Annotated in this window: 18 protein-coding genes; 7 read left to right on the top strand and 11 right to left on the bottom strand. The window is 46.2% G+C overall.

What is annotated here, in order from left to right; all coding sequences use genetic code 11:
• Positions 1–3 precede the first annotated feature (3 nt).
• The 6 genes from LS482_RS07405 to LS482_RS07380 all read left to right on the top strand — a co-directional run bounded on the left by LS482_RS07405 (position 4) and on the right by LS482_RS07380 (position 10,104).
• Positions 4–1,683: an endo-1,4-beta-xylanase gene (locus LS482_RS07405; RefSeq protein WP_233031139.1), complete on the top strand. Its 1,680-nt coding sequence runs from the start codon at positions 4–6 to the stop codon at positions 1,681–1,683.
• A 41-nt stretch (positions 1,684–1,724) separates the two neighbouring features.
• Positions 1,725–2,555 carry an alpha/beta hydrolase gene (locus LS482_RS07400; protein ID WP_233031138.1) on the top strand — a complete coding sequence of 277 codons (831 nt, stop codon included), beginning with the start codon at positions 1,725–1,727 and terminating at the stop codon, positions 2,553–2,555.
• 54 nt (positions 2,556–2,609) lie between these two features.
• Entirely contained in the window at positions 2,610–3,746 is a 1,137-nt protein-coding gene (locus LS482_RS07395) for an endo-1,4-beta-xylanase (protein WP_233031137.1), read from the top strand.
• A gap of 127 nt (positions 3,747–3,873) precedes the next feature.
• Positions 3,874–5,442 (top strand): glycoside hydrolase family 43 protein, encoded by a 1,569-nt coding sequence (locus LS482_RS07390; protein WP_233031136.1) that lies wholly within the window; start codon positions 3,874–3,876, stop codon positions 5,440–5,442.
• 494 nt (positions 5,443–5,936) lie between these two features.
• The gene (locus tag LS482_RS07385) at positions 5,937–7,505 is read left to right on the top strand and encodes a carboxylesterase/lipase family protein (protein WP_233031135.1); all 1,569 of its coding nucleotides are present in this window, start codon (positions 5,937–5,939) and stop codon (positions 7,503–7,505) included.
• A 49-nt stretch (positions 7,506–7,554) separates the two neighbouring features.
• Positions 7,555–10,104: a cellulase N-terminal Ig-like domain-containing protein gene (locus tag LS482_RS07380; protein ID WP_233031134.1), complete on the top strand. Its 2,550-nt coding sequence runs from the start codon at positions 7,555–7,557 to the stop codon at positions 10,102–10,104.
• Positions 10,105–10,377: 273 nt separating this feature from the next.
• On the opposite strand, the gene pdxR is transcribed toward LS482_RS07380, so the two are convergent.
• Positions 10,378–11,832: a MocR-like pyridoxine biosynthesis transcription factor PdxR gene (gene pdxR, locus LS482_RS07375; RefSeq protein WP_233031133.1), complete on the bottom strand. Its 1,455-nt coding sequence runs from the start codon at positions 11,830–11,832 to the stop codon at positions 10,378–10,380.
• A gap of 270 nt (positions 11,833–12,102) precedes the next feature.
• Between pdxR and LS482_RS07370 the strand changes: the two genes are divergently transcribed.
• Positions 12,103–13,305, top strand: a complete 1,203-nt coding sequence (locus LS482_RS07370; RefSeq protein ID WP_233031132.1) for a hypothetical protein — start codon at positions 12,103–12,105, stop codon at positions 13,303–13,305.
• Positions 13,306–13,565: 260 nt separating this feature from the next.
• On the opposite strand, the gene LS482_RS07365 is transcribed toward LS482_RS07370, so the two are convergent.
• The 10 genes from LS482_RS07365 to LS482_RS07320 form a co-directional block, all read right to left on the bottom strand.
• The gene (locus tag LS482_RS07365; protein WP_233031131.1) at positions 13,566–13,742 is read right to left on the bottom strand and encodes a hypothetical protein; all 177 of its coding nucleotides are present in this window, start codon (positions 13,740–13,742) and stop codon (positions 13,566–13,568) included.
• A 182-nt stretch (positions 13,743–13,924) separates the two neighbouring features.
• Positions 13,925–16,120 carry a glycoside hydrolase family 3 C-terminal domain-containing protein gene (locus LS482_RS07360; RefSeq protein WP_233031130.1) on the bottom strand — a complete coding sequence of 732 codons (2,196 nt, stop codon included), beginning with the start codon at positions 16,118–16,120 and terminating at the stop codon, positions 13,925–13,927.
• Between the two features lie 133 nt (positions 16,121–16,253).
• Positions 16,254–17,585, bottom strand: a complete 1,332-nt coding sequence (locus LS482_RS07355; protein ID WP_233031129.1) for a serine hydrolase domain-containing protein — start codon at positions 17,583–17,585, stop codon at positions 16,254–16,256.
• Between the two features lie 16 nt (positions 17,586–17,601).
• Positions 17,602–19,401 carry a glycoside hydrolase family 2 protein gene (locus LS482_RS07350; protein ID WP_233031128.1) on the bottom strand — a complete coding sequence of 600 codons (1,800 nt, stop codon included), beginning with the start codon at positions 19,399–19,401 and terminating at the stop codon, positions 17,602–17,604.
• A gap of 25 nt (positions 19,402–19,426) precedes the next feature.
• A complete protein-coding gene (locus tag LS482_RS07345) occupies positions 19,427–19,867 on the bottom strand; it encodes a nuclear transport factor 2 family protein (RefSeq protein ID WP_233031127.1) in 441 nt (146 codons plus the stop codon).
• A 48-nt stretch (positions 19,868–19,915) separates the two neighbouring features.
• Entirely contained in the window at positions 19,916–20,809 is an 894-nt protein-coding gene (locus LS482_RS07340; protein ID WP_233031126.1) for a sugar phosphate isomerase/epimerase family protein, read from the bottom strand.
• A gap of 97 nt (positions 20,810–20,906) precedes the next feature.
• Positions 20,907–23,333, bottom strand: a complete 2,427-nt coding sequence (locus tag LS482_RS07335) for a glycoside hydrolase family 2 TIM barrel-domain containing protein (RefSeq protein ID WP_233031125.1) — start codon at positions 23,331–23,333, stop codon at positions 20,907–20,909.
• Positions 23,334–23,406: 73 nt separating this feature from the next.
• Positions 23,407–24,948 carry an alpha-L-fucosidase gene (locus LS482_RS07330; RefSeq protein WP_233031124.1) on the bottom strand — a complete coding sequence of 514 codons (1,542 nt, stop codon included), beginning with the start codon at positions 24,946–24,948 and terminating at the stop codon, positions 23,407–23,409.
• 277 nt (positions 24,949–25,225) lie between these two features.
• Positions 25,226–26,035 carry a PhzF family phenazine biosynthesis protein gene (locus tag LS482_RS07325; RefSeq protein WP_233031123.1) on the bottom strand — a complete coding sequence of 270 codons (810 nt, stop codon included), beginning with the start codon at positions 26,033–26,035 and terminating at the stop codon, positions 25,226–25,228.
• A gap of 44 nt (positions 26,036–26,079) precedes the next feature.
• Positions 26,080–26,547: a RidA family protein gene (locus LS482_RS07320; protein WP_233031122.1), complete on the bottom strand. Its 468-nt coding sequence runs from the start codon at positions 26,545–26,547 to the stop codon at positions 26,080–26,082.
• Positions 26,548–26,588 lie beyond the last annotated feature (41 nt).

Here is a 26,588-nt window from a genome sequence, read left to right as displayed (position 1 = left end):
TTAATGATGCTGCGAAATATATATACTGCAATTCGGATGAGCCTGCTGGGTATTCTGGCTGCATCCTGTGCCGGCAATGACGATACGTCCTTCCTCGTGAACAAACCTCAAAGTGTGGCAGCGCAGGAAGAGATCAATGCCTATGACGCCCTGAAAACTTATGTTCCCCGGGAGAATAATCCCGGGTTTAAACTGGGAGGAGCCGTTTCTCTTTCGGATTATACCGGGAAAGGAGTAATGTACCGCCTTTTAAACAGCAACTTCAATGAAACTACCCCGGGGTATGGGATGAAGCACGGTGCCGTGGTCAGATCCGACGGTACACTCGATCTCGACCATGTCAACGAATTTCTGACCTTGACCGGCGAATCCGGCATTTCGGTTTACGGACATACGCTTTGCTGGCACGCCAATCAGAATGCTGCATATTTAAATGCATTGATTGCCCCGGATACTTTATCAACAACAGGCCCGGGCTGGGACCTGGTGACAAGTGCGGATTTCGAAACCGAAGATTCTTCCAATTACGAAGGGAATGCTGCCGTTACCATGGCCTTTACTCCGGATGGTGAAGGAGCGGACGGATCGGGACGGGCGCTTCGGGTAACGAATCCGGAAGTTCGCGAAAATGATTGGGAAGTCCAGTTTTTCCTGACATTCTCACCGGCTGTTCAGTCAGGTGAAAAATATACGTTTACCATGGATGTGCGCTCAGACGTCGATGTAACTTTCAGCACACAGGCCCATGTTACGCCCGGGGCGTATAAACATTGGGATTTCTTTGGGGCCATTTCTTCGACGACTGAATGGACTACTTATACCCGGGAGATTACCGTTTCCGAATCGCAGGCCGATTGTGGAGCTATTGCCTTTAATCTCGGGTTAACCGCTACTGATTTCTATTTTGACAATATAACCCTGACAAAGTACAATGAAACTGGTAGTGTTCAATTAATAGAAAAGACACCTGAACAGAAAAAGGCTATCATCGGCGAAGCACTCGAAAGCTGGATCTCCGGAATGGTGACCAACTGTGCCCCCTTTGTAAAGGCCTGGGATGTGGTCAATGAACCTATGGACGACGCAAATCCCTATGAACTGAAATCGGGTATCGGCAAACCGGATATGGCAGAAGATGAGTTCTACTGGCAGGATTACCTGGGAAAGGATTATGCCGTAAGGGCATTCGAACTGGCGAGGGAATACGGAAATCAGGATGACCTACTGTTTATCAACGATTACAACCTGGAATACAACCTGGATAAATGCAGGGGGCTTATAGCTTATGTGGAATACATGGAAGAACAGGGAGCCCGGGTGGATGGTATAGGGACACAGATGCACATCGGTATAGATTCCGATAAGGAAAAGATAGCAACCATGTTCGAACTGCTGGCCGCTACAGGGAAACAGATTAAAGTATCGGAGCTCGATGTCAGGGTAAATACTTCCAATCCTACAGCCGAACAACTGCAACAACAGGCCGATATGTACCACTACGTAGTAGAGATGTATGAAGAGCACGTACCCCCGGCACAACGCTACGGAATTACCGTATGGGGTGTCACGGACAGTCCTGATGACGCTTCGTGGCTTCCCGGGGAAAAACAAGGCCTGTGGACGCTCGATTTTACCCGGAAACCTGCCTATGCGGCCTTTGCGGAAGGATTAAAGGAATTGTAAATCGCAATCCCGGCCATTCCCGGGATAAAACCCGATAACTTATGCTCAGATACATTGTATTATTAGCCCTGTTACTGCCATTTACAGTAGGGGCCCAGCTAAAGGAAAAACAGGCTCCCGAAGGGTTCGACTTCTTACGTCGGGGTATTCCCCATGGTAAGGTGGATACCCTGACCTACGATTCCGGAACAGTCGGGACGAAACGCACAACATTGGTTTACACTCCTCCCGGTTTTGATAGAACAAAGAAATATCCCGTATTGTACCTGCTTCACGGTATCGGGGGAGATGAGTTTGAATGGCTCAACAACGGAACTCCCCAGGTGATCCTGGATAACCTGTATGCCAACGGAAAAACAGAACCCATGCTGGTGGTATTGCCGAACGGACGGGCGATGGAGGATGACCGGGCTTCGGGAGATATTTTCGCCAAAGACAAGGTAGAGGCCTTTGCTACTTTCGAAAAGGACCTGTTGAACGATTTGATCCCTTTCATAGAAAAACAATATCCGGTAAAAAAAGACCGTAATTTCAGGGCGCTGGCCGGACTTTCCATGGGAGGCGGGCAGTCGCTGAACTTTGGCCTGGGGAATCCGGATACTTTTGGATGGATAGGAGGTTTCTCTTCCGCACCAAATACCAAAGCACCCGGAGAATTGATCCCCGAACCGGGCGAAATACGGGAAAAATTAAATCTTTTATGGATTTCCTGCGGAGACAAGGATAACCTTATGTATATCAGTAAAGACACACACGATTACCTGGCGAAACACCGCGTACCACATATATTTTATGTCGAACCCGGAGGGCATGACTTCAAGGTGTGGAAAAATGATCTGTATATGTTTTCTCAACTGCTTTTTAAGGAATAATAAATAAACGACCGAAAGATAAAAACAAGTACTAACAGAAATACCGGATACGATATGAAAAGAACAAAACGGATAATTACCTTACTCTGTATCTGTGGTATCATCGCCGGGATAACGGCCTGTAAAAATAATAATGATACCCCGGAGGCCAAAACATTAAAAGAAGCCTTTTCCGGAAAATTTTATATAGGTGCGGCATTGAACGAAAGGCAGATATCGGGTAGGAGCAGGGATGAAACGGAACTGGTTAAAAAACAATTCAACGCCGTTGTGGCAGAGAATTGTATGAAAAGCGAACGCATACACCCTGAAGAAGATACCTACGATTTTAGCCTGCCCGATAAATTTGTCGCTTTCGGGGAAGAGAACGGAATGTGGATCAACGGGCATACCCTGATCTGGCATTCCCAGGTACCGGAATGGTTTTTCGAGGATAGTTCGGGAAATACGGTAAGCCGTGACGTATTGATCCGGCGGATGAAAGACCATATTCAAACAGTGGTAGGACGATATAAGGGCAGGGTCGACACCTGGGACGTGGTCAATGAAGCTGTGCTGGATAATGGAGAACTCAGGAAAAGCAAGTTTTATGAGATCATCGGAGAAGATTACATCAGGCTGGCCTTCGAATTTGCCCGTGAAGCCGATCCCGATGCCGAGTTGTATTACAACGATTATTCTACCGCCATACCGGAAAAGCGGGAAGGCATAGTGCGAATGGTAAAAAAGTTGCAGGAACAGGGAGCCCCCATAGATGGTATAGGCATGCAGGGGCATGTGGACATTAAGGCCCCCTCCATAGCGGAGCTGGAAAAAAGTATCCTGGCCTTTTCCTCGCTGGGACTCAGGGTTATGATCACCGAACTGGACCTCAGCGTACTGCCATCCCCGTGGGAAATGGCAGGAGCAGAGGTCTCGTCTGGTTTTGAATACAGTGAGGAAATGGACCCCTACAAAACAGGATTGCCCGATAGTGTAACCGTTGCCTTTAACAGGAGGTACACCGATCTTTTCAGCCTGTTCCTGAAGCACCAGGATAAAATAGACCGGGTGACCTTCTGGGGAGTGAACGACGGTAATTCGTGGAAGAACAACTGGCCCATAAGGGGAAGAACCGATTATCCCCTGCTTTTTGACAGGAATAACCGGCCGAGATCTGCCGTAGATTCCATTATACGGTTAACCCGATAGAATGTTTACGGAGGATTGATCTTTTTATGAAAAATCCCGAAAACTGATTTTTATTTGTTAAATTAACACTTAATTCTTCCGTTCGGAAGAAGCCATATACAGGAATAGAACTTAAAAATTAACAGACATGCATAATCGTTACCTAAAGATCATTTCGGGAGTCGTCATTTTGTACGCCGCAAGCCTGACGGCACAATCCCGTGATGCGCACAATCCCGTAATACATGCCGATGTGCCCGATATGTCCATGATCCGCGTGGGAAATACCTATTATATGAGCAGTACCACGATGCACATGAGCCCGGGAGTACCCGTTATGAAGTCGGAAGACCTGGTCAACTGGGAACTGGTGAACTATGCTTATGATGTGCTGGATACGGTGGATGCACTGACCCTTACCAACGGAAAAAACACCTATGGACGGGGCTCCTGGGCCAGTTGTTTAAGATATCACAACGGCATGTACTACCTCTCTACTTTTGCCCAGACCACGGGCAAAACCCATATCTATACTACAAAAGATATAGAAAAAGGCCCCTGGAAAGCCATATCCTTTAAACCTTCGTACCACGATCATACCATATTCTTTGATGACGACGGTAAAATATACCTGATATGGGGAGGCGGGGAGCTTCGCATGGTAGAGCTTAAGGAAGATCTTTCAGGTGTAAAAGAAGGCACTGAGCGGGTGCTTATTGCCAATGCCAGCGTACCGGCCGGCCCTGATATGGGACTTCCGGCAGAGGGCTCCCAGTTGTTCAAGGTCAACGGAAAATACTATCTTTTCAATATCGCCTGGCCCAAAGGCGGAATGCGGACCGTTATCGTACATCGCGCCGATAAGATCACCGGCCCTTACGAAGGCAGGGTGGTATTACAGGACAAGGGTGTGGCCCAGGGCGGGCTTATCGATACTCCGGAGGGGAAGTGGTTTGCCTACCTGTTCAGGGACTACGGGGCCGTGGGCCGCATCCCGTATCTCGTTCCTGTACGATGGGCTGACGGATGGCCCGTACTCGGCGTAGAGGGGAAGGTCCCCGAAACCTTAGATCTTCCCGCGGGGAAAGGACTTATTCCGAGCATAGCAGACTCGGATGATTTTGAAAGAAAAGAAGGAGAACCCGCGTTGCCATTGGTATGGCAGTGGAATCACAATCCCGATCCGGACCATTGGTCGCTCGAAGACAGGAAGGGCTTTTTTCGCATAACGACCTCAAGGGTAGACACCACTTTCTTGTCGGCCAGGAATACCCTTACGCAACGTACCATAGGTCCCGAATCTGCCGGAACGGTAAGTCTGGATGTATCTGGTATGAAAGAAGGAGATTTCGCCGGACTGGCATTATTGCAGAAAGGATATGGAATGATAGGGGTGAGATCTGAAAAAGGCAATAAGTTTATCTGTATGGTCAATGCCGAAACGGGCGAACCTGCGGAGATAAAACGGATCCCGCTTACACAGCGAACCGTTTACCTGAAGGCGGAATGCGATTTCAGGGACCGGAAGGACGAAGCGCGGTTTTTCTATAGTCTTGACGGCAAACAGTGGTCTTCCCTGGGAAATACGCTGCACATGAAATATACCCTCCCGCATTTTATGGGATACCGGTTCGCCCTGTTCAATTACGCAACCGAAAACCCCGGAGGTCATGTGGATTTCGATTATTTTAAAATAAGTGACCGTATCAGTAAATAAGGGGCTGTCTAAAAGTCCGTACCCGTCGTCATGCTGAACTCGTTTCAGCATCTCATCACGCTGATAGGGCAATCGTTATGGACCCTGAAATCGAGATTCGATAAAATCAAACAATCCCGTACAGCTGTCGGGACAGGGCGACGTAAAGATCACTTTTTGGACGGTTCGTTCATGGCCATGTTGGGTTTTGGAAAAGTATTTTTAAAAGAATATAATAATTTGATTAGTTGGTCAACAGGGATTATTTAGCAGTAAGCTGATTGGGGAGAATCGATTACTGGCATTTCTTTCACACAGGAAGAAATGAACTTACTGTTTAATCCCGGGAAGAAAGCACAGGCTCGATCGGGCCTGTGTTTATCTTCCTTTCATTTTATGGAAAGGGTCTTGCGAGGATGTGATAGGATTTTCTCAGAATAAAGTGCGTGTTTAATGTTTGTGTAATTAACCCTGCTGGCACTGCTTTTACCATTATTAACTTTAAATATATAGGTATGAAAACTATAACAAACTTTATTCTATTTTGCTTTACTGCATCGGTATTATGTATTACAGGGTGTAAGCAAAAAACTGCCCGGCAGCCGCTCCCGATCGTTGAAACAGGTTCGGGCAGGGTGTCCGGTAGCCTTGACGACGATATCTACTCTTTTAAGGGGATTCCCTATGCCCGGGCTCAGCGGTTTATGCCTCCGGAAGAACCCGAAGTGTGGGACGGTGTGCTGGAGTGCAATGAATTCGGGCCTGTTGCCAGACAGATCGTGGAATGGATTGACGAATCCGATATGGATGAAGAAAACCTGTTTAGCGTAAACGTATGGACACAGGGAATATCGGATACCAAAAAACGCCCGGTGATGTTCTGGTTACACGGGGGAGGTTTTTCCGTGGGCAGCAGTAACGACCCCATGACCTACGGAAAGGCCCTGGCTGAAAAAGGGGATGTGGTTGTGGTATCTGTAAATCACCGTTTGAATATTCTGGGTTTCCTCGATTTGTCAGCCTGCGGTGAAAAATACACCCACTCGGCAAATGTGGGTATGCTCGATGTTGTGAAGGCCTTGGAATGGGTCGACAAAAACATTGAACATTTCGGAGGCGATCCTGACAATGTAACCGTTTTCGGCGAATCGGGCGGTGGCGGAAAAGTAGGCACGCTGATGGGGATGCCTGCGGCAAAAGGCTTGTTTCACAAAGCCATCATTCAAAGCGGTACACTACTTAATGTAATGACCCGGGAAAAATCGCAGGCCCTGGGGTTGGCAGTACTTGAAAAGTTAGGGCTCACGCCCGGTGAAGCAGAAAAACTAGACACCGTCAACTATGCTGATCTGGTAAAAGCGGGAAACGAAGCCATCGCTGATATACATGGTCCGAGAAAACCCGGCTCACCGGAGATGTTCGGTTTCGCACCTTCGGCAGATGGTGTCGATTTGATACGTCAGCCTTTTAGTCCCGGGTTTACCGATTTTTCCAGTGACATACCGCTTATGATCGGAAGTACCCTCAATGAGTTGATGCCTACGGCCTATGGAGAAAAAGAATTGATGATGGAACAGGCAAAAGAACGTCTGTCGGAAGTGTATGGAAACAAGACTGATCAATACGTCGGGTTATTCGCAGCGGCCTATCCGGATTATACCCCCCAGGATCTCCTTTCTGTTGATACGGTTTTCAGGCCCTATACCATCAGGACCGCCGACGCCAGGGCCAGACAGGAAAGTGCCCCTTTGTATGTTTACTTTTTAGCGTGGAAAAGTGCTGTGGATAATGCATCCAGAGGTTCTTTTCACGGCCTGGATATTCCTTTGGTATTTAATAATGTCGATTTAAGACCGGACTGGACAGGTAATACAGAAGAAGCCCGGGCATTGGCCGACAAAATGAGCGATGCATGGCTGAACTTTGCCAAAACAGGGAACCCCAATGTAGCAGGTAAACTACCGGAGTGGGCCCCTTATGCCGCAGAAAACGGTGCCACCATGTATTTTAACAATGAAAGCAGGATAGTAAGTAACCACGACCGGGAATTGATGCGTTTTATCAAGCCGGACTTGGGGCTCTGATGGAATAAACTGAGATTATATCCTTTATCACCAATCAAATTTAACCGATATGAAAAGATTATTATTTATACTATTTGCAGTGTTGTTATTGACAGCATTTCACAGTGTCAGAGGGGAGGAACTGAAAATTAACGACCTGGAATATTTTGAAAAACAGGGGCTTAATGTGCTGGTGTACAGCAATCTTTTTACCGGAGGGTTTAACGATGAGAAAAACGCCGGGATCGAATTGATCCAACATGGGGTAAGAACCTCCCAGGGAGGGGCTGTGAGACTTTCCAGCACCCCGGAACAGTGGGATCTGGTCCCCGAGGTCTTAAACCGGAAAGTAGATCGCGAATCGCAAAGTATCGAAGCTGTTTTAAGGTATGAAGATTACGACTTCGATTCCCGTGTTGTGGTCAGTGCCCGGGGAAAAGGTGTGGAGATCTCCGTTTACCTGGACAAGCCCGTTCCCGGGAAACTTGAAGGAAAAGCCGGATTTAACCTGGAATTCCTCCCCTCGAAGTATTGGGGAAAAACATACCTGATGGATGGGCGTCTTCATCGTTTTTCCCGCTATCTGGCAGGAGATAATACAACAAAGCCCAACCGTGAAAAACTAAAGCAGTTCAAAGGTTATGTAACTTCTGATGACAGGGGGACGGGAAGGTTTATCGATCCGCTTCCTCTCGAAACCGGTCATAACCTTCTTCTTGCACCAGATGACCCGGAGCATACGGTAAAAGTAACCTCAAAGGATGCGGATCTGATGCTGTTTGACGGGCGTGTGCTGGCACAAAACGGCTGGTATGTAGTGCGCAGTGTACTTCCTGCAGGCAAAACCGGAAAGGTTTTGACCTGGACCGTTGAACCCAACGCCATTAAAGGTTGGATCAGGGAACCGAATATAGGTTTTTCCCAGGTGGGCTACCTCCCTTCACAGCCCAAAGTTTCCGTGATTGAACTCGATAAGAACGGCCAGCCACAGCCAAAGGCATCGCTGTTTAAAATAGATGAGAATGGAAAAGCTACCCGGGTATTTAGCGGCAAGGTGGAGCCCTGGGGCGATTATTACAAATATCACTATGTGAAGTTCGATTTTACTTCGGTCACCACTCCGGGGATATACTATATTCAGTACGGAGATATTAAAACCAATAACTTCATCATAGACCATGGCGTTTATGATAAGATTACCGACGCTACAAGCGATAATTGGATTCCCATACACATGAACCATATGTTTGTGAGAGAGGCTTACAGGGTATGGCACGGGGAGCCTTTTAAGGAAGGGTACCGCCAGGCCCCGCCCAATACGGATCATTTTGACCTTCACTGGCAGGGACCGACAACCGATACTGAGTACGAAGGGCTGGAGTTGATCCCGGGGTTAAACACAGGAGGTTTTTTCGATGCCGGGGATTTTGATATCGAGACAGGGTCCAATATTAGCGTAGTACAGAATTTTGTACGGATCTGGGAAAGTTTTGAACCCCAGAGGGACCAGACTTTTGTCGACCAGGAGCAACGTTATGTAGAGCTTCACCGTCAGGATGGAGTGCCGGATATATTGCAGTTTATCGAGCACGGAGCTCAGCAACTGGTAGCTCAGGCCGAGATTATCGGTCATATGGCACAGACCCTCTCCAATTCTGTGCTCTATAATTACCACCACCTTGGCGATGCCGCCTCTATCACCGATGGTCTTCCTTACGATTCAAAACTCGGTCCCTATGAAGTAGCTGCCGACGGACAGTCGAGCGGGGTTAAGGACGATATGTGGGCATTTACCAGCCGCGATCCCTCACGCGACCTGTGGGCAGCAACCATGTTTGCTTCGGTAAGCCGGGCGTTGAAGGGGTATAATGACGATCTTTCGGAAAGGGCCCTGTTCCAGTCCAAAAGACTTTTGAAAGAGGCGACGGAATTACTTGCTGATCAACCCGGGGCTCCCTCTGACAGGAGAGGTGGAGCGGCAGATGTTTCTACCAATCTTCAGTTGTATATCTCTACCGGAGAACAGCAGTATGCCGATAAGTACCAGGAACTTTTATGGCCTGCACTGGACCGCAATCTCAGTTTTGTGATCTTTACGGCATTGCAGGGGATCCCCCATATGGATGCCTCCTTTAAGGAAAAGCTTCGTCCGTATGTGGTCAGGTACAAAGACTATATTGACGAACTGGAAGAAGACAACCCCTACGGTGTACCTATTGGACTCGGCAACTGGGCGGGTAGCGGAATGGTAGTGAATTTTGGCACAACCGTTATCTGGGCCAACAAATTTTTCCCCGAAATTATTGATGCCGGTCACGCTTTTAAAGCAGCCGATTGGCTCTATGGCTGTCATCCTTATCACAATTATTCCCTGGTAGCCACGGTAGGTGCTGCCCGCCCCAAAGCGGTTTTTTACGGAAACAACCGGGCCGATTTCTCTTTTATTCCGGGGAATGTTGCACCGGGCGTATTGTTCAGAAAGCCCGATCACTTTGAAAATTACGACGATTGGCCCTTTTTATGGGGAGAGAACGAAGGGACCATTGCCGGAAATACCGGTTATTTGTTTTTTGGTTCGGCTTTTAAAGACATGGTAAATTCATGGACTATGGGAAATTAAGGGCACATCACAGCAAAACAGACAAAAAACCCGCTTCGAAACGAAAGAGCGGGTTTTTTTAAGGGTATTCAAAGGATACAACTCCCGAACCCATTCTTTGGGAGATTCGGAGCTTTTATATGGGATTTCCGAGCAAAAATAATTTTAATAAAATGTAAATCAATGTGTTACAAAGTAATTGTGTATGGCTTGTACAGTGTAAAATTTACCTGTAACTGTCAGGTTAAATATTGATTCATTCACCTATACCGTTTCAGGGCGGTGCTACAATATTTAATCTAGGATATGCTTCACCGTCTCAATAAATTTGTCCATTTCCACATCGTTCAGCGAAGCAAATCCAATCCTGACCCCATTGAACCTTTCGGTAAAAATATTGTCGGTTTCAAGCAAATAACCTTGTTTTAAAAGTTTGTCAGGCAAGTTTTTTAACATCTCCGCATTTTTGAAAACCAACCAGACCGACATGCCGCCCTCAGGTTGCATGAAACTCAGGTATTCCGAGAGATTACTTTGTAACAAAGCACAAAAATAATCCCTGCGATGCTTATATATCCTGACTGTTTTTTTCAAATGCCGGTCCAAATCGCCGGACTTTATAAATTCGCTTACCGCTCTTTCCAATAAGGGGTCGCCCTGCCGGTCAATGATCCTTCTCAATTTATTAGCAGCCTCCATGATCTCTTTCGGAGCAACAAAATACCCTACACGTACGGATGGTGAGAGGCATTTACTGAAAGAACCTATGTAGATTACCCGTCCGTCCTTGTTTAAACTTGCCAGGGGCAATAGCGGGCTATTATCATAATGCAAATCATAATCATAATCATCTTCCAATATGTAAAAATTGTGCTTTATGGCCAGTTGCAACAATTCTATACGGCGTTTGGGAGAAAGCCTTACCGTTGTCGGATAATGATGATGGGGGGTGATGTACAGCAATCTGACTTTCTTTTTTTTACAAATCTCATCCACTTCGCCCACATCGATACCTTCGTTATCTACCGCTACATGGGCTACTTTACCTCCCGAATGATTAATAATATTGTCAACGATCTGATAGCCGGGCAAACTTGTAATGCAATAATCACCTTTCTTTAACAGAGCAGTAACAGTAATATAAATGGCCATCTGACTGCCCCTCGTTATAAAAATATTCTGATGATCGGTTACTATTCCCCGGGTTGTATGCAGGTAAGATTTAAGGGTCATTCTCAAATCAAGATCTCCCTCGATATGATTGTATTTCAACAAAGCACTAAAAGCATTTTTGGAAAGAATGGAACGATGATATGCATACAGCGTATCCAACGGTGATAACCTTACATCGGAAACCCCGTCATCGATCAGGCGAACATTAGTATAATCGAGATATAGGGATTCAAGAAAACGGAATTTATTGACTTTATGGCCGGTTTCCCCTACCGCTTCTCCAAAACCCGTATTGTGCAATGGTTTATACTTTAATTCAGGCAATTTATTCGATACGAAAGTCCCTTTCCATTCATAGCTTTCCACCCATCCCTGACTCGATAGTTCTTCCAGGGCAGCCGTAACCGTTTTGCGGTTTAAATTGAGTAAATCTCCAAGCACCCTGGCCCCGGGTAATTTTTGTCCGGGAAAAAGATGTCCTTCATGGATCGATTTAATTATGGCATCTGCCAACTGCAGGTAGATCGGTTTGGTCGATTCCCTGCTAAACTTTAATATCGATTTCCATGGAAACATATACAGCCATTTTCCGGTCCTTGATCTGGCCCAGTTACAATGTAAAAAGTGTACCACTAAGATAGTCGAATATAATTATATTTTTATTACGAAAAACAAGGTGTATAGCGGCAGAGGCAAGTTTATTAAAACAGGCTGAGGCCGGAAATCCTAATGTCAAAGGTCTCGAAATCATAAAACCGTATACGTAATATCAGATATATGACCTCTCTGATTTTAGATTGTAAAACAGTTCTTTTGAATCGATATAACCCTGTAAAATAAAAATAAATGAAACACTATAGTAGACACCTCGTAGTCCTGTTTTTACTAGTTCTACCAGGCATTTTTACACACGGTTCCGCACAATCCATAATAACGAAAGAGGACCTGGTTAATGCCACCATTGACACCGATGGCAAATTAAGAATCACACCCTCCGAAACTTCTTCTCAACATGATTTTGACTTTTTTGAAGGCCATTGGAAGATCCGTAACAAAAAGCTCAAAACACGATTGAACAACAGCACGGAATGGATTGAATACAACGGCACCAACAAGGACAAAAAGATATTGAACGGGCTGGGCCATACCAATAACAATCGTTCTGTTATTGACGGGAAACCCTACGAAGGCATAGGTCTTACCCTCTTTAATCCGAAAACAAGACTGTGGAGTATTTACTGGGCGAGCAGCAAAAACGGTGTACTCGATGAGGATAATCCCGTGGTAGGATCTTTTGAAGGTAACATCGGCACTTTTTATGCCCGGGAAACTTTTAATGGCAAACCTGTTATCGTCATGGCAAGGTGGGACAAAACTGATCCGGACAAAGCTATCTGGAGCCAGGCCTTTTCGGAAGACAACGGGAAAACATGGGAATGGAACTGGTACATGTACGAAAACCGGGTGGTTGAAAATGAAAAAGAACTCCGGGAAAAACTACTGACATTTGACACAAGTATCCCTATACCAGATCTTTCGTTCGATAAGAACGGGGAACTGATCATTAAAGCATCCGAAACCTCTTCCCACAACGACTTCGACATGTTAACGGGCAAGTGGAAAATGTACCATAAAAAACTTAAGTCCAGATTGAGCAACAATAACGAATGGATTTACCTGGAGTCTGTTGATGAGAATTATGGGACCATATTACAGGGTATCGGCAATACAGATTTGTATAGGGCAACCTTTGATGGCGAACCTTTTGAAGGGTTTACGTTACGATTGTTCGATCCGGAAACAAAACTGTGGAGTTTGTACTGGGTAGCCAGCAATTCCGGTGTGCTGGACCCACCGGTTGTCGGTTCGTTTGACAATGATATCGGGCACTTTTTCGGAAAAGATACTTTCAATGGAAAAGATATCGTCATGGTATTCCGCTGGGATATGCGCGACAGGGAGCATCCCGTATGGAGCCAGGCCTTCTCTGAAGACAACGGAAAAACATGGGAATGGAACTGGATTAATATTTCGTATAAGATGGAGTAAAGATCAAAATCACCTTTTGCCAAAACTTATTTACGGGACATCTCCGGGTGATAGCATTCCGTTAGCCATTTTTTGGAAGATTGGAGTTTTTATGTGAACTTTCGGAGTAACATTAGTTTAAATTTATATGTGATATAAAGGATATTTGGTGATTACCTCCTAACCCTACCGAACGTCTATCATCAATAACCTATGGATAACGCTATATGGATAGTAAGTGGTTCATGCTGAATTTCCATTACGATCCCGGATTTCTTCGTTTATTCAAAGCTCACCATAGCCTTTATGGTTCCGGAGCGGGGATCTGTCCATTGATCAAAATGCGTAGACATGTCCAGGTAAGGAACTTCATGGGTGACAAAAGCATCCGTCGGGAATTCACGAATACGATCAATCACAAACTGAAAATCCCTTCGTGTAACAGAAATGCTACACATAAGAGTTGTTTTCTCTGCATACCTTTTCCGGGTGGTTATAGACCAAATTCCTGGCGAATACCGATGCCAGATAAAATAACCGGTTCAGGATGATTCATAAGCTAAGAGCATCAGTCCTTCCGGAAGTTGCCAGATTATCGACTACCTTATACATTTGAAAATCAACAATGACAGCAAAAAAATCACTCAATTTTTAAACTCACCTCAGCTTTTATATCACCGGACGAGCTGCCCAGCATAAGCGTGTAAGTACCGGGTTCTACAACCCAATCACTTATATTTTCATCATAGTATGCCAGGCTGCCAATGGGTACTTCCAGTTCCACCTCTTTACTTTCACCGGCTTTGAGGTAGACCTTTTTAAATGCTTTCAATTCCTTTGCCGCCCGTGGCACCTCCGATTTTGATTTGCCTACATACAATTGCGGTACTTCGGCCCCGTCGGACCTTCCCGAATTGGCGAGGGTAAACGATACCTTTACGGTTTCTTTATCTCTATATTGAGTTTTATCTGTAGCAAGATTATCATAGGCGAAGGAGGTATAGCTCAATCCGTAACCGAAGGGAAAGAGCGGTTTGATCTTTTTGGTATCGAACCAACGATAGCCTACGAGAATATCTTCCTTATAAAATTGATCGGTACTGTCGCCGGGATATGAAAGTTCCCCGTAAAAATGTGCCCCGTTATCTTCCAGTTTTTCAGGAAAAGAAAAAGGCAGTTTTCCGGAAGGGTTTACATCACCGGAAACAATATCCGTTAATGCATTTCCGGCTTCCGAACCCAGGTACCAGCCTTGCATGATCGCGGGAACCTTGTTTGCCCAGGGCATGCTTACCGCATTTCCGCTGAGCAATATCACGGCTGTATTTTTGTTGACTTTCAATACATCCCGGATCAGTTTGTCCTGTTCAAACGGAAGATCCATAGACCTTCTGTCCCCTCCTTCACAGTCCTGATAGTGATTTTTATTAAGGCCTCCGATAAACAGCACAATATCTGCGCTTTTGGCAACCTCTACCGCGGCTGTCCTCAACGAATCCGCATCCAAACCTAACGGCTCTTCGCGCCCGTAAAGCGAAGGTCCGGAGGCATAACCGAGGCTGTGGACTATACGCTCATCCCCATATTTGTCTTTAAGCCCCTGCAAAGGGGAAACTTCATAGGCGGCTTTTAACGAAGACGATCCGCCTCCTATGACCAGGCTCCGGGAAGCATTTTCCCCGATCACGGCTATTTTTTCGTATTTATCTACGGGTACGGGGAAAAATTGCCCTTTGTTCTTCAGCAAAACGATACCTTCCTGTGCAATTTTTCTTGCCGCCTTGCTGTGTTCCGGTGAAACAAACTTTCCAAACGGACGATCTCCCCTCATGGTAGTCCTGAAGATCACACGCAGAATGCGGCGTGCCTTATCGTCCAGTACATCCGTATCGTATTTGCCTTCCTCAATCCCTTTCAGGAAAGGGTCGGCAAGATAATAGGACGAATAAGGGAAGTGTCCGCTTGTTGTCAATCCGTTGGTGTAAGTCCCCATTTCAATATCAAGCCCGTTATTGACAGCCTGATCAGTATTGTGAACTCCTCCCCAGTCACTGATCACCAATCCGTCAAATCCCCAATCCTGTTTAAGGATCTTGTTCAAAAGCAAATCATTGTGACAGCAATGTTCTCCCCTGAACTGATTGTAAGCTCCCATGACAGACCAAACGTTTCCTTCCTGAACAGCTGCCTTAAAAGCAGGTAAATAGATCTCGTGAAGTGCCCGGTCGCTCACATGGACATTGATATGTCCCCGCCATACCTCCTGGTTGTTCAGGGCAAAATGTTTCACGCAGGCAGCCACTCCCGCAGATTGTACTCCCTGGATGTACGGTACGACCATACGGGAGGCCAGGTAAGGGTCTTCTCCCATGTATTCAAAATTCCTGCCGTTCAGTGGCGTCCGGTATATGTTTACCCCCGGGCCTAACAGTATGGTCTTGTTGCGGTACCGGGCTTCTTCTCCGACGGATACCCCGTACAACCGGGACAGGTCTGTGTTAAATGTAGCTGCAAGGCAGGTAAGCGCAGGGAATGCGGTACAGGAATCGTTGGTCCATTGTGCGCCGCTCCATTCGTCCCACAAAACCTCCTCCCGTATGCCGTGCGGGCCATCCGTAGACCAGACTTCCGGTATTCCGAGCCTGGCCACTCCTTTTGAACTGAATTTGGACTGGGCATGGCACAGGGCTACCTTCTCTTCGGTGGTCATCAGCGAAAGTGCATTTTCCACGCGTTCTTCTACGGGTTTTGTAACGTCGAGGTAAACAGGTATTTTATGCTGTGCAATGACCGGCACGGACAATAATACCATAATATAAAGTATTCCTGATTTCATATATGTTTATTTGTGGACGGATGACTGGTGACCGATGACGGATGTATGCTTCGATCATCTGTCTTCGGTCAACCGTCCCTTAAATTTTTAAAGGTTACAGACTAACGATGTGTTTTTTCTTTAAAATTGTCTGTCATTGGTTAAACAACTCATAAGCCTTTTCGAGGAATAAAGGGTATAAGGGATCTCGCTGGTACATATTTATGTAGAACAAAGCAATCATATCGTTTTCCGGGTCTATAATATACTCCGTGCCAAACAGCCCTCCCCAGGCAAACGCCGTATTGGAAACTGCCGGTACGGGCTTCTTTAATTCATTGAAAAGTTCAAACCCCAAACCAAACCGGAACCCTTCTCCCCAGGCTTCCGCTCCCCGGAGCCGGTCTACAGTGGTCATGAGTTCTACCGTTTCGGGTTTTAGAATCCGATGACCATTGAATTCGCCTTTGTTTAACAGCATCTGGCAAAATCTGGCATAATCCTCTATGGGCCCGTTCAACCCGATAGCTCCCTCGCAATAGGTCTGTTCACTACTGACTGCGCCCTCCACATATATCTGTGAACCCAGTTTCAGCTCACCTTCTTCCATAGTATATGTTTTTACAAAACGCTTCAATGCATCTTTTCCATAATACCAATCGGTTTCCGTCATGCCCAGCGGGTCCAGGACCGTTTCCTTCACATATTGGCGCAGGGGTTTACCCGAAATACGTTCTATCAGGTAGGCAAGCATATTGGTACTCACGTGGTAATTCCATGCCGTCCCCGGATCAAAGCCGAGAGGGTATTTTGCCAGGTCGAGCATCTCGTCTTCGAGGTATTTTGCATTATAATCGCCGCCAAAGCTGTGTTGCCCGTCGGGCGCTTTTTCGGGCATAGCACCGCCAAAGCCGGCAAACGTACCTGTTTTTTGACCTTCGGAACGGCGGATCTCCTCAACAAGCCCCGCATTAAGGCCGGATGTATGGGACATCAGGTGAACAAAGGTCATGGGCGATTGAACCGGCCTGGTTTCGTAGGTGCCGTCTTCGTGAACCTTTGTTACCACCCGGTCCGGGATTTCAGGGAAGTATTTTGATACCGGGTCGTCTATCGCCACCAGGCCTTTTTCGACCAGGGTCATGAACGCAACCGTAGTGATAGCTTTGGTCTGTGAAAACAGTACATAATAGTCATCTGTGGTCGCCGGAAGCTGATTTTCCATATCTTTCCAACCGAATGCTTTTTTGTACACTATATTTCCCCCCTTTGCTACAAAGCCGGCAACGCTGTTCAGCTTTCTTTCATCTACAAATGACTGTAGCAAAGAATCCATACTTTCTACTTTTTTGGCACGAACGCCAAGGTCTTTTAAGTCGGGATTCCGGTTAAAGCTCCGGGGAATGTCATCTGCCTGCATTGAGAAGCTTTTGCAGGCAAAAGTCAGTACAGTCAATGATGCCAGTAACAAGTTGATCTTATCCATTTTACTAATTGCTATGTTATTTACTTTTGAAATAGTTTTTCATGATATACCAGGCTTTCTTTTTATCGCCGTTCTCGGACAACAACCCTTTCCTGTTATAGCCTTGTTGATAGACAGGGTGCATCCGCCCGAGTGACCGGTAATCGAACAATAGCCAGGGGCACACCCCGGACAGGTTGGGTATGGTACCGAACATTTTTACCTGGTCGGTATAAATTTTTTCCTGGTATCCTTCCGTCCAGTAAGCGGCTTCGTCAGCCGGGCCGTCATTGTTTCCGTATAAGGCTTCTCCCCCGAATTCCGAAATAAACACGGGCTTATCAGGAAACGCAATGTTCCACCTGGTGTCCGCCGGCCTGCCTTGCCAGGGGATATACCAGCCGATATATTCATTGATCGAAACAATATCGGAATGCAGGTAAAGCGAATCCTTTATCCCAAAGGTGTTGTTTTCGTAGCTCTGGGTGTTCGTCACATGGGTAACCGGCCGGGTGGGATCGGCTGCCCTGCATTTCCGGGTCAGCTCTGCCAGGGCTTTGTTCCGGCCGGGGGTGCCGGGGTAGGTTTCGTTGGACAACGCCCAGATGACCACCCCGCAGCGGTTCCGGTCCCGGCGGACCATTTCGTGGAGCATGTTCTTCATTTTCTGCGGCATAAGGCTATCGGAAAATCGGATATGCTGATATATGGGGAGTTCACTCCACACCATCAAACCCATTTTTTCGGCTTCTTTCACCATGTGCTCACTGTGCGGATAATGCACCAGCCGCACAAGGTTGCACCCCAGCTCCTTTGCAGGGGTAAGTAGCTGCCGGGCATCTTCCATGGAATACGCCCTGGTCCCCTTATACGGGTTTTCTTCATGGATATTCACCGCTTTCAGGAATACGGGCCGCTTGTTAAGCAAAATTTTATCCCCTTGTACTTCGATACTCCTGAACCCGATCCGGTCTGTAACCGTATCCGTTTCGCTTTCAACGATCACTTCGTAACGTTTGGGATTTTCGGGTGACCACAGGTCAAAATCCGAAGAAAATTCAACACGGGCAATGTCTTTTCCGTCAGTTTTTGTACTATAGGCAAGGTTGAGTTCGGGAATCCGTATGTTGATCTTCTGTACTGTTTCCGGCCCGTTTAACCGCACCCATCCCTGAACGGTGTCCAGGCTGCCTTTTTTTAACTGGATGAAATAGTCTTCGATATAGGTGTTGTTGGTTTCCACCAAGTCGACATCCCGGGTAATGCCGCCGTAATTGAACCAGTCGTAGCCTGTACCGGGCAAACCGTTTTTCAAGCGTCGGTTGTCTACTTTAACGATCAGGGAATTTTCCCCTTTCCTGACTTTGCCGGTAATCTCAAACTGGAAAGGAGTAAAACCGCCTTCGTGGCTTCCTATTTTCTCCCCGTTGAGGTACACATCCGCCAGGTAATTCACCGCCCCGAAATAAACAAACAGCCTTTTCCCCGGCTGAAGGGAAGGGGTAAACTGTTTTTTGTACCAGACCGTGCCTTCGTAATAGGTGAGTTCGGGCATTTGGGAGTTGAAGTCGCCAGGCACTTCCAATACGGGGGCGCCTTCAAACGAATATTCGAAAAAGTCGGTTTTTTTCTGCGGTTTTTTCTCCAGCCATACCCGGAGGTATTCGCCACGCCCGGCCGGGTCGATCATAGCTTTCCAGTCACCGTTCAGGCTTGTCCGGTCCCTGGACTGCACATTTATCATTGCGGTCTGCCCGGTTACCAATTTGACGGAAACCATAGTGAACAGAACCATCAATATCCATTTCCCCATAGCCGCCTTTTCGTATGTATTCATTTCTCTTTTTTTTCAATTTTGACTATTATTCCACAATTTGTCTTGAGGACTGCCGGGCGGCCAGCTGCCACCCGTTTTCGGACTTTATCCATACATTGGTGAATCTTCTCGGTATCCATTGATCCCGGTCAGCGACCATGCTGGCCGGCTGTTGTAACTCCTTGCCCATGACTATGGCAATGTTCTGATTGAAAGTTACGCGCTCAATGATCCGCTCAACAGCAGGGAATTTATGTCCGCTTTTCATCAGTGCCACAATATCTTTTGGGGTCACGATTTTTCCATTGGGGTTGTTAACCACATAGTTTTCAGACCATATTTGCAACAGCGAGGTCGTGTCCCCCCGGTCAAGCAGTTCTGTCCAATGTTTTTCCAAACGCCTGATCTCTGTTTCCTCTTCGGACTGTCCGAAAGAAATTGTGGTAGCGAGGATAAAACCGATAAATAACAAATAATGTGTTTTCATGGTATTGCTTTTTTAGGTTTGTTCTTGAGTTGTACTATTCAGGTGAATTTACAGATATGTTTGTAAATGTTTTTTAAAGTAATCGGCACTATCGGCTATACTTTTCATGGGGCTGTAGGCATAGTTTCCTCCTTGTTCCAGGTAATAAAATTCAAGCCCGGACTCAACGGGATCAGGAAGTATTTCAGCATAGTTGATAGAGCCATTCCCCAACTCGGTGTAATCCCTGGTGGCCTTGTCCATATCCTTTATATGCCACATGACATAACGCCCGGGTTGCTTTTCAACCAATTCCTTCGGAGAATATTTGGAAGAATGCATTACCCAGTACATATCCATCTGGAGTTTCACAAGCTCAGGGTCTGTTTCATTCGATATGATGTCAAAGCCGTTTTCTCCATTGTAATCAATAAATTCAAAACCATGATTGTGGTATGCGAAACCGAGTCCCGCCGCAGTTACCTGTTCTCCAACCAGATTGAGTTTTTCAGCCAGTAGCTGAAAATGCTCCATTGTTCTTTGTTCGGGGGCCAACCATGGCCAGGTAATGTACTTCATATTCAAAGCACGGGCCCCGTTTATACACTGGTCTGCAAATCGTTTCAATACGTCATCAGGCTTATCGAGATATGGAGAAAACCCGAAGTGTCCACTGGAGACCGTGATCTGAAGATCATCAATTATTTTCCTGAATTCAGACGATTTATACCCATAGAAAGTCTCTTTTTCGCCGTCAAATCCGAAGATTTCAAAATCCTGGAACCCCATAGCCTTTACGGCATGTAACGTACCCAAAGTGTTTTTCATCATCTCTTCATGGATAGTAAAGAGCTGAAGCCCCATTTTATACTTGGGTTTCTTAAGCATGGAATAACCGGGTATGGGCAGTAATGCCGTTGCTCCAAGGGCGGCCATTGAGCTTATAAAGTTTCTCCGTTCCATAAATTTATTTGTTTGGGGTTAAATATTTGTTGTTGACTTATTCGTTTTTAAATGACCGCCAACCAAACGACATTGAGTCAGGATTAACAGCACCGTTCTATTCCGCTTTCAGAATAGCCGTAGCCACAGGCAGCGTTCCGCTCCTTGCGGTGATGATTATTTCGCCCTTTTGATCTGTTGACTGTATGATGGCCAGGCATTTCCCCAGATAAGCTTCCATTCGGTCTCCTTTTAACGGGGTATGGCTTTGCTGATCCCCGTTGCCTACTGCGGCGAGTTTGCCCGCGCCTTCCATTTCAAATTCGATCATGTTGCCGGCAAAGGGCACCGGCACATCGTTAGCGTCCACTACCTGTACAGTCACGTAGCTTAAATCCTGTTTGTTGGCTTTTATTGTTTTCCGGTCTGGTGATAACACGATTTTTGCCGGTTCTCCCGCGGTCCGGACGGCAAAGGAAACGGTCTTTCCTTCTTCCGTTTTTCCGATGGCTTCCAGCTTGCCGGGTTCATAAGGTACTTCCCAAAACAGGAAGGCTTCGTTCTTAAGGTCCCATTTCCGGCTTCCCAAAGATTTTCCGTTCAGTTTTAGTTCCACGTCGGACACATTGGTATAGACGTGAACGGCCAGCGTATCGCCCGTTTTGTCGTGGTTCCAGTGGGGCTCTACTTCCGGCCAGCCCCAGAAAGAACATTCTTCCCTGTCCCTGGCCGATTCTTCGGTTTGTACGGCGATATACACCATGGGTTCGTCATTCCACAAGGCTTTTCTGAACCAATATCCGGGTTTGGGGAAACCACACATGTCTATGACACCGCAATCAGCTCCCCTCCAGGGCCAATCGGGCCAGGTTTTCCAGAATTCACACCCGGAACCGACATGCCCGATGCCCGCCTCGCCCAGGTAGTCAAAACCCGTCCAAAGGAATTCACCGGCTACATAATCTTCCAACTGTCCTTCCAGCCATTGCTCATAGGATCGCAACTGCCAGCAATCGCCGGGGTGGTAGGGGTAGATCACGGTTTCGGAACCATAGATCACCCGGTCGGGGTATTTTTCATGGTCTGCCCTGTAGTAGGCTTCCTGGTAGTTATACCCTACAATATCGAGCATTTCCGGCACTCCATAAGCATTGAAGTTAAGAATTTCATTGCAGGCCAGGGTCAAAGGTCGTGTGGTATCGTGTTTACGCGAAGTCTCAGTCAGCATTTCTACAATTTTCAGGGCATTTTCCTCATTGTATTGCTCCCGGAGTTCGTTGCCGATACTCCAGGCAATGACCGATGGATGATTGCGGTCGCGCCTGATCCAGTTTTCTACATCCCTCTGGTACCATTCCGCAAAATGCGGTGCATATCCCGCCGGTGTTTTTCCGTCCATCCATTCGTCAAATAGTTCATTAATCACCACAAAACCGAGGCTGTCGGCATAGGCAAGCAATTCGGGTGAAGGCGGGTTATGACTCATTCTTAGTGCGTTGCAACCCATTTCCTTCAAAATCTCCAACTGTCGCTTATGGGTATAGTCCAGTACAGCCGCGCCCAATGGCCCGCCATCGTGATGATTGTTCACCCCTTTTAGTTTTAGATGTTTTCCATTAAGGGAGAAGCCTTTGTCAGGGTCGAAATCGAAGGTCCTGATCCCGAAGGAGGTCGTATAGCTATCCATTAAGGCTCCGCCCGACCGGACTTCCACCTCCAGGCGATATAAATGAGGTTGTTCAACGGACCATAACGAAGGCCTGGTGACCCGGATGTCCTGGTCGATTTTCAATGGCTGGCCGGCTTTGATTTCAACTTCCGACCCGGCCTTTCCGGCTTCTTTTCCTGCGGCATCTATAAGCCTGGTCATGACCGTGCAGGGCCGGTCGGTGTCGTTCTCATTGCGCAGTTCGATGGAAACATCGATACTTGCTTCATCTTCGCTGGCATCGACCGTGCGGGCAAAGACGCCCCATTGATCGATGTGCAACCTGTTCCTGGCAAGGAGCCAGACATGCCGGTAGATACCCGAACCGGTGTACCATCTTGAATTGGGCTGTTCGCTGGTATTTACTTTTACAGCAATGACATTCTCCTCACCCTCCGGATTCAGGTGTGGTGTCAAGTCATAATAAAAGGAAGAATATCCATAGGGCCGTATACCGAGGTACTGCCCGTTGATCCAGACCTCGCTGTTGCGATACACGCCATCGAACAGTATCCCGATCTTTTTATTTGAAAACCCGGGCACTGTCCTGAAGGTTTTCCTGTACCAGCCGATACCGCTGTACGTATAGCCACCACCTGCGCCAGTAGCGTAGGTTGAATCGAAAGGATGTTCGATACTGAAATCGTGTGGTACATCCAGTATACGCCAGCCGGAATCGTCGAACCCGGGTTTTTCTGCACCCGGGTGATCTTCCGGGGCAAATTTCCAGTCGAAATCGAAAGGGATCTTGGTATTATCATCGGGCTGTTCTTTGTTGCATGATGCAAGCACCACGAAAAGAAGGAACAATGATGAAATTAATCGAATTCTTTTCACTTTATATAGAGCTTGTTTAAATTTTTTTAATTCGCTGAAAAATGGCACTTTTCCGGTTCATATGTTTCTTTTATTATTTCAGTTCCACTTTAAATACCGTCGCCAACTCGTTCATGTCGGAAGAACCGGGTGTTGTTAGCGTTAACAAATTATCCGTTAGCGTCCACCTCAACTCCTTTCCGCTTCCCAGTACGGATACCTTTTTAATCCCGGATTCGATTGGAGTACGAATTTCAAGATCCGAACCGGGTGCCGGAAGCCCTAATGAAAATACATACAAGTACTTTTTGTCTTTTGACACCGTAAACCGGATATCCTTTTCAGAGTAGGCAATCGTTGCGGACTGTCCCCCGAAATGCCCCTTTTCGAATTTGGCATCCCCGTAGCCATAGGTGGAATATGCCCTGGTCCCGTAAACAGCCTCTTTGTGCTTATCGATCCATCTTCCGATAGCGGCCAGGACGCTCCTTTGTTCTGCGGGTATGGTTCCATTGGCCTTAGGAGAAATATTCAGTAACACGATACCTTTTTTACTCCAGACGTCAACCATGTTCCTGATGACCAGGGCTGCCGGTTTGTAGGTTTGTCCATGGATATAAGACCAACTGTCGTAACTCAGGGTAATATCCGTAAGCCAGTAATCGTCGGAAATTTCGGTTTTCCCACCCTGTTCGATATCCAGTATTCCCACATTAGCCGGCAGGTCTTCCTGTTTATAAGCCACGATGGGAGCCTGTCCCCTTGAGACGGCTGTGTTAAAGTGGTGGGCGACCATTTTCTGACGATAGTTTTCCGGTATCTTATCCAGCCAGGAATCAAACCAGATGATGTCGGGTGCATACACATCGACTACTTCATTTACCTGGTTCAACCAGTACTCGTGGAATTCGTCTGCCGGAATGTTCCCGTACAGCATCCTGAGCTTCGGATCGATAGTAGAGGTGACATAATCGGGATGGTAGGGATAATGGCTGTCCCAGCCGGGATCCTGCACATTACCGGCCCAGTTGGAAGTATCCTGTGCATATCTCTGGAGAAGCCTGGCATGATGAAAGGTAGCGATCGTTTTCATGTCATTCTTTTTGAGTGCTGCAAACAACTCCCCGAGGATATCCTTTTCCGGCCCCATGTCTTTGGCATTCCAGGGGTTCACCTTGCTGCCCCACATGGCGAATCCGTCATGATGTTGTGCGACGGGACCAGCAAACCTGGCCCCGGTTTTTTTAAACAGCGCGGCCCATTCCTTCGCATCGAAGTGCTCTGCGGTGAACATAGGTATAAAATCGTGGTAATTGAATTCGGACAGCGGGCCGTATGTCTTCCGGTGATGTTCAAAAATGTCGCCTCCCCAGTCTTCCCTGCCGGGAACATACATCCACCGGGGATACCATTCCGAACTATAAGCCGGTACACTGTAGACCCCCCAATGAAAATAGATCCCGAATTTGGCGTCTTTGAACCATTCGGGTTCTCGTTCGATAACAGACAAGGATTCCCACGTGGGTTCGAACTTTCCTTCGGCAACAGGCTCTTGGCTGTCCCGAACAGATGATTCCTGGGCTATCAGTGAATAACAGCACAGCATGCAGATAGCGTGTATTATATTTCTCATCATTTATTTATTTTAATGGCTTGTAAGCGAAATTCTTAAACATTACACTTCCTTCTCCCATTGCGCAAAGCCCCTGTTTGAACACAAATTAAGATCAATAAAATTTTTGTTTTATTCATTATAGCATTAATGGGCGTATTTTACATTCTTTGTGAGAACTGTCCGATTGGCATAAGGTTCTTTTCAAGCTAAAAAACTCGGCTTCATCCGCGAAAACAGCATTATATATATACAATAGCAGTTGTCTGTTTCGTTTATATTTTGCCCGGGTGGGGGCCAACTAAGGCAAATGCAATATTCCGGACGAAAATATTACGGCACTGCTTCTGATCACTACAGAATCTTTCATCAATTCGACTTCCATACTCCCTGTACGGGCCGAACTTTGGTAAGCCCTCATTATTTTTTTATCCAATTTGTTTGCCCAATACTTACCTAAAAAACTTTGGACTCCACCTGTTACAGGATCTTCGTCAACACCTGACCAGGGAAAGAAATACCGGTATTCGTAGTCATAATTTTTATGCACTGATTTAGCAGTTAACAGCACGCCACTAACGGTTGTTTTGATATTCCTCAGTGCATAAAAATCGGGTTTTAGATTTTGAAGTACTACGCCGCTTTGTATTTCCATTAAAAGTATATTATGAAATTTATTATACTCGCAGTTAAGAATTTCGCTTATACCCAATGCTTTTTTAATTTCCTCATCTGCAGTTGATTTTTCTGTGTTATGAAGCGGAAAATACATTTCTATTAATTCCTCTTTCCTGAAGATTTTCAAGACATGGCCAAAACGGGTATAAAAGGTGATCTTGGGCAGATCTTCATACTCCGTAAATAAGGCTTTGGATGAGGCTAATGTGGCATGTCCGCATAACGGAATTTCTTGTGCAGGTGAAAAGTAGCGAATGGAAAAGGAATCCGTATTTTGCTTTACAACAAAAGCGGTTTCCGAAAACCCGAACTCCTTTGCTATATTGAGCATTGTATTTTCATCAAGTTCATTTTCAAGCAGGCAGACAGCAGCTTGATTTCCCTTGAAAAGCGCTGTGGTGAAAGCATCTATAATATATGTTTTTATACGCATCGATTTTGAATCTTTATTATGGTTATAAAATAAAAAGTATTGAATTAATCTTCTATTTCAACAATTACTTCAACTTCATCGGCAAAATTTAAAGGTAATGCGTGCATACTTACCGCACTTCTGGCGTGTCGTCCCTTTTCGCCAAAAACGGAAAACATTAAATCGCTATATCCATTGATAACTTTTGCCTGGTCAATAAAATCACTTGTGCAATTAACCATACCGAAAACTTTAACGATTCTTTTTACTTTGCTCAAGTCTCCCAGTTCGTCTTTTAGAACGGCTATATGATCGATTGCAACTAAACGGGCAGCTTCATTTCCTTGCTCAATGGTCAAGTCTTTTCCTACCTTTCCTATTACATAAGTCTTGTCTTCTTTAATCGGGCCTTTACCTGAAAGAAATAATAAATTCCCTGTTCTTACACAATTCACATAGCTTGCAATTGGTTGCGAAACTTCGTTTAAAGTAATTGAATGCTTTTTTAGATTTTGTTCTGGCGTATTTGTCATTTTGTTTATTTTTTAAGTATGGAGTTCACAAGGGATATGGT

The organism is Sinomicrobium kalidii, from assembly GCF_021183825.1.
Classification (GTDB): Bacteria; Bacteroidota; Bacteroidia; order Flavobacteriales; family Flavobacteriaceae; genus Sinomicrobium; species Sinomicrobium kalidii.
Note: the sequence above shows the minus strand (reverse complement) of the source record. Positions and strands in the feature narration are given on the sequence as shown.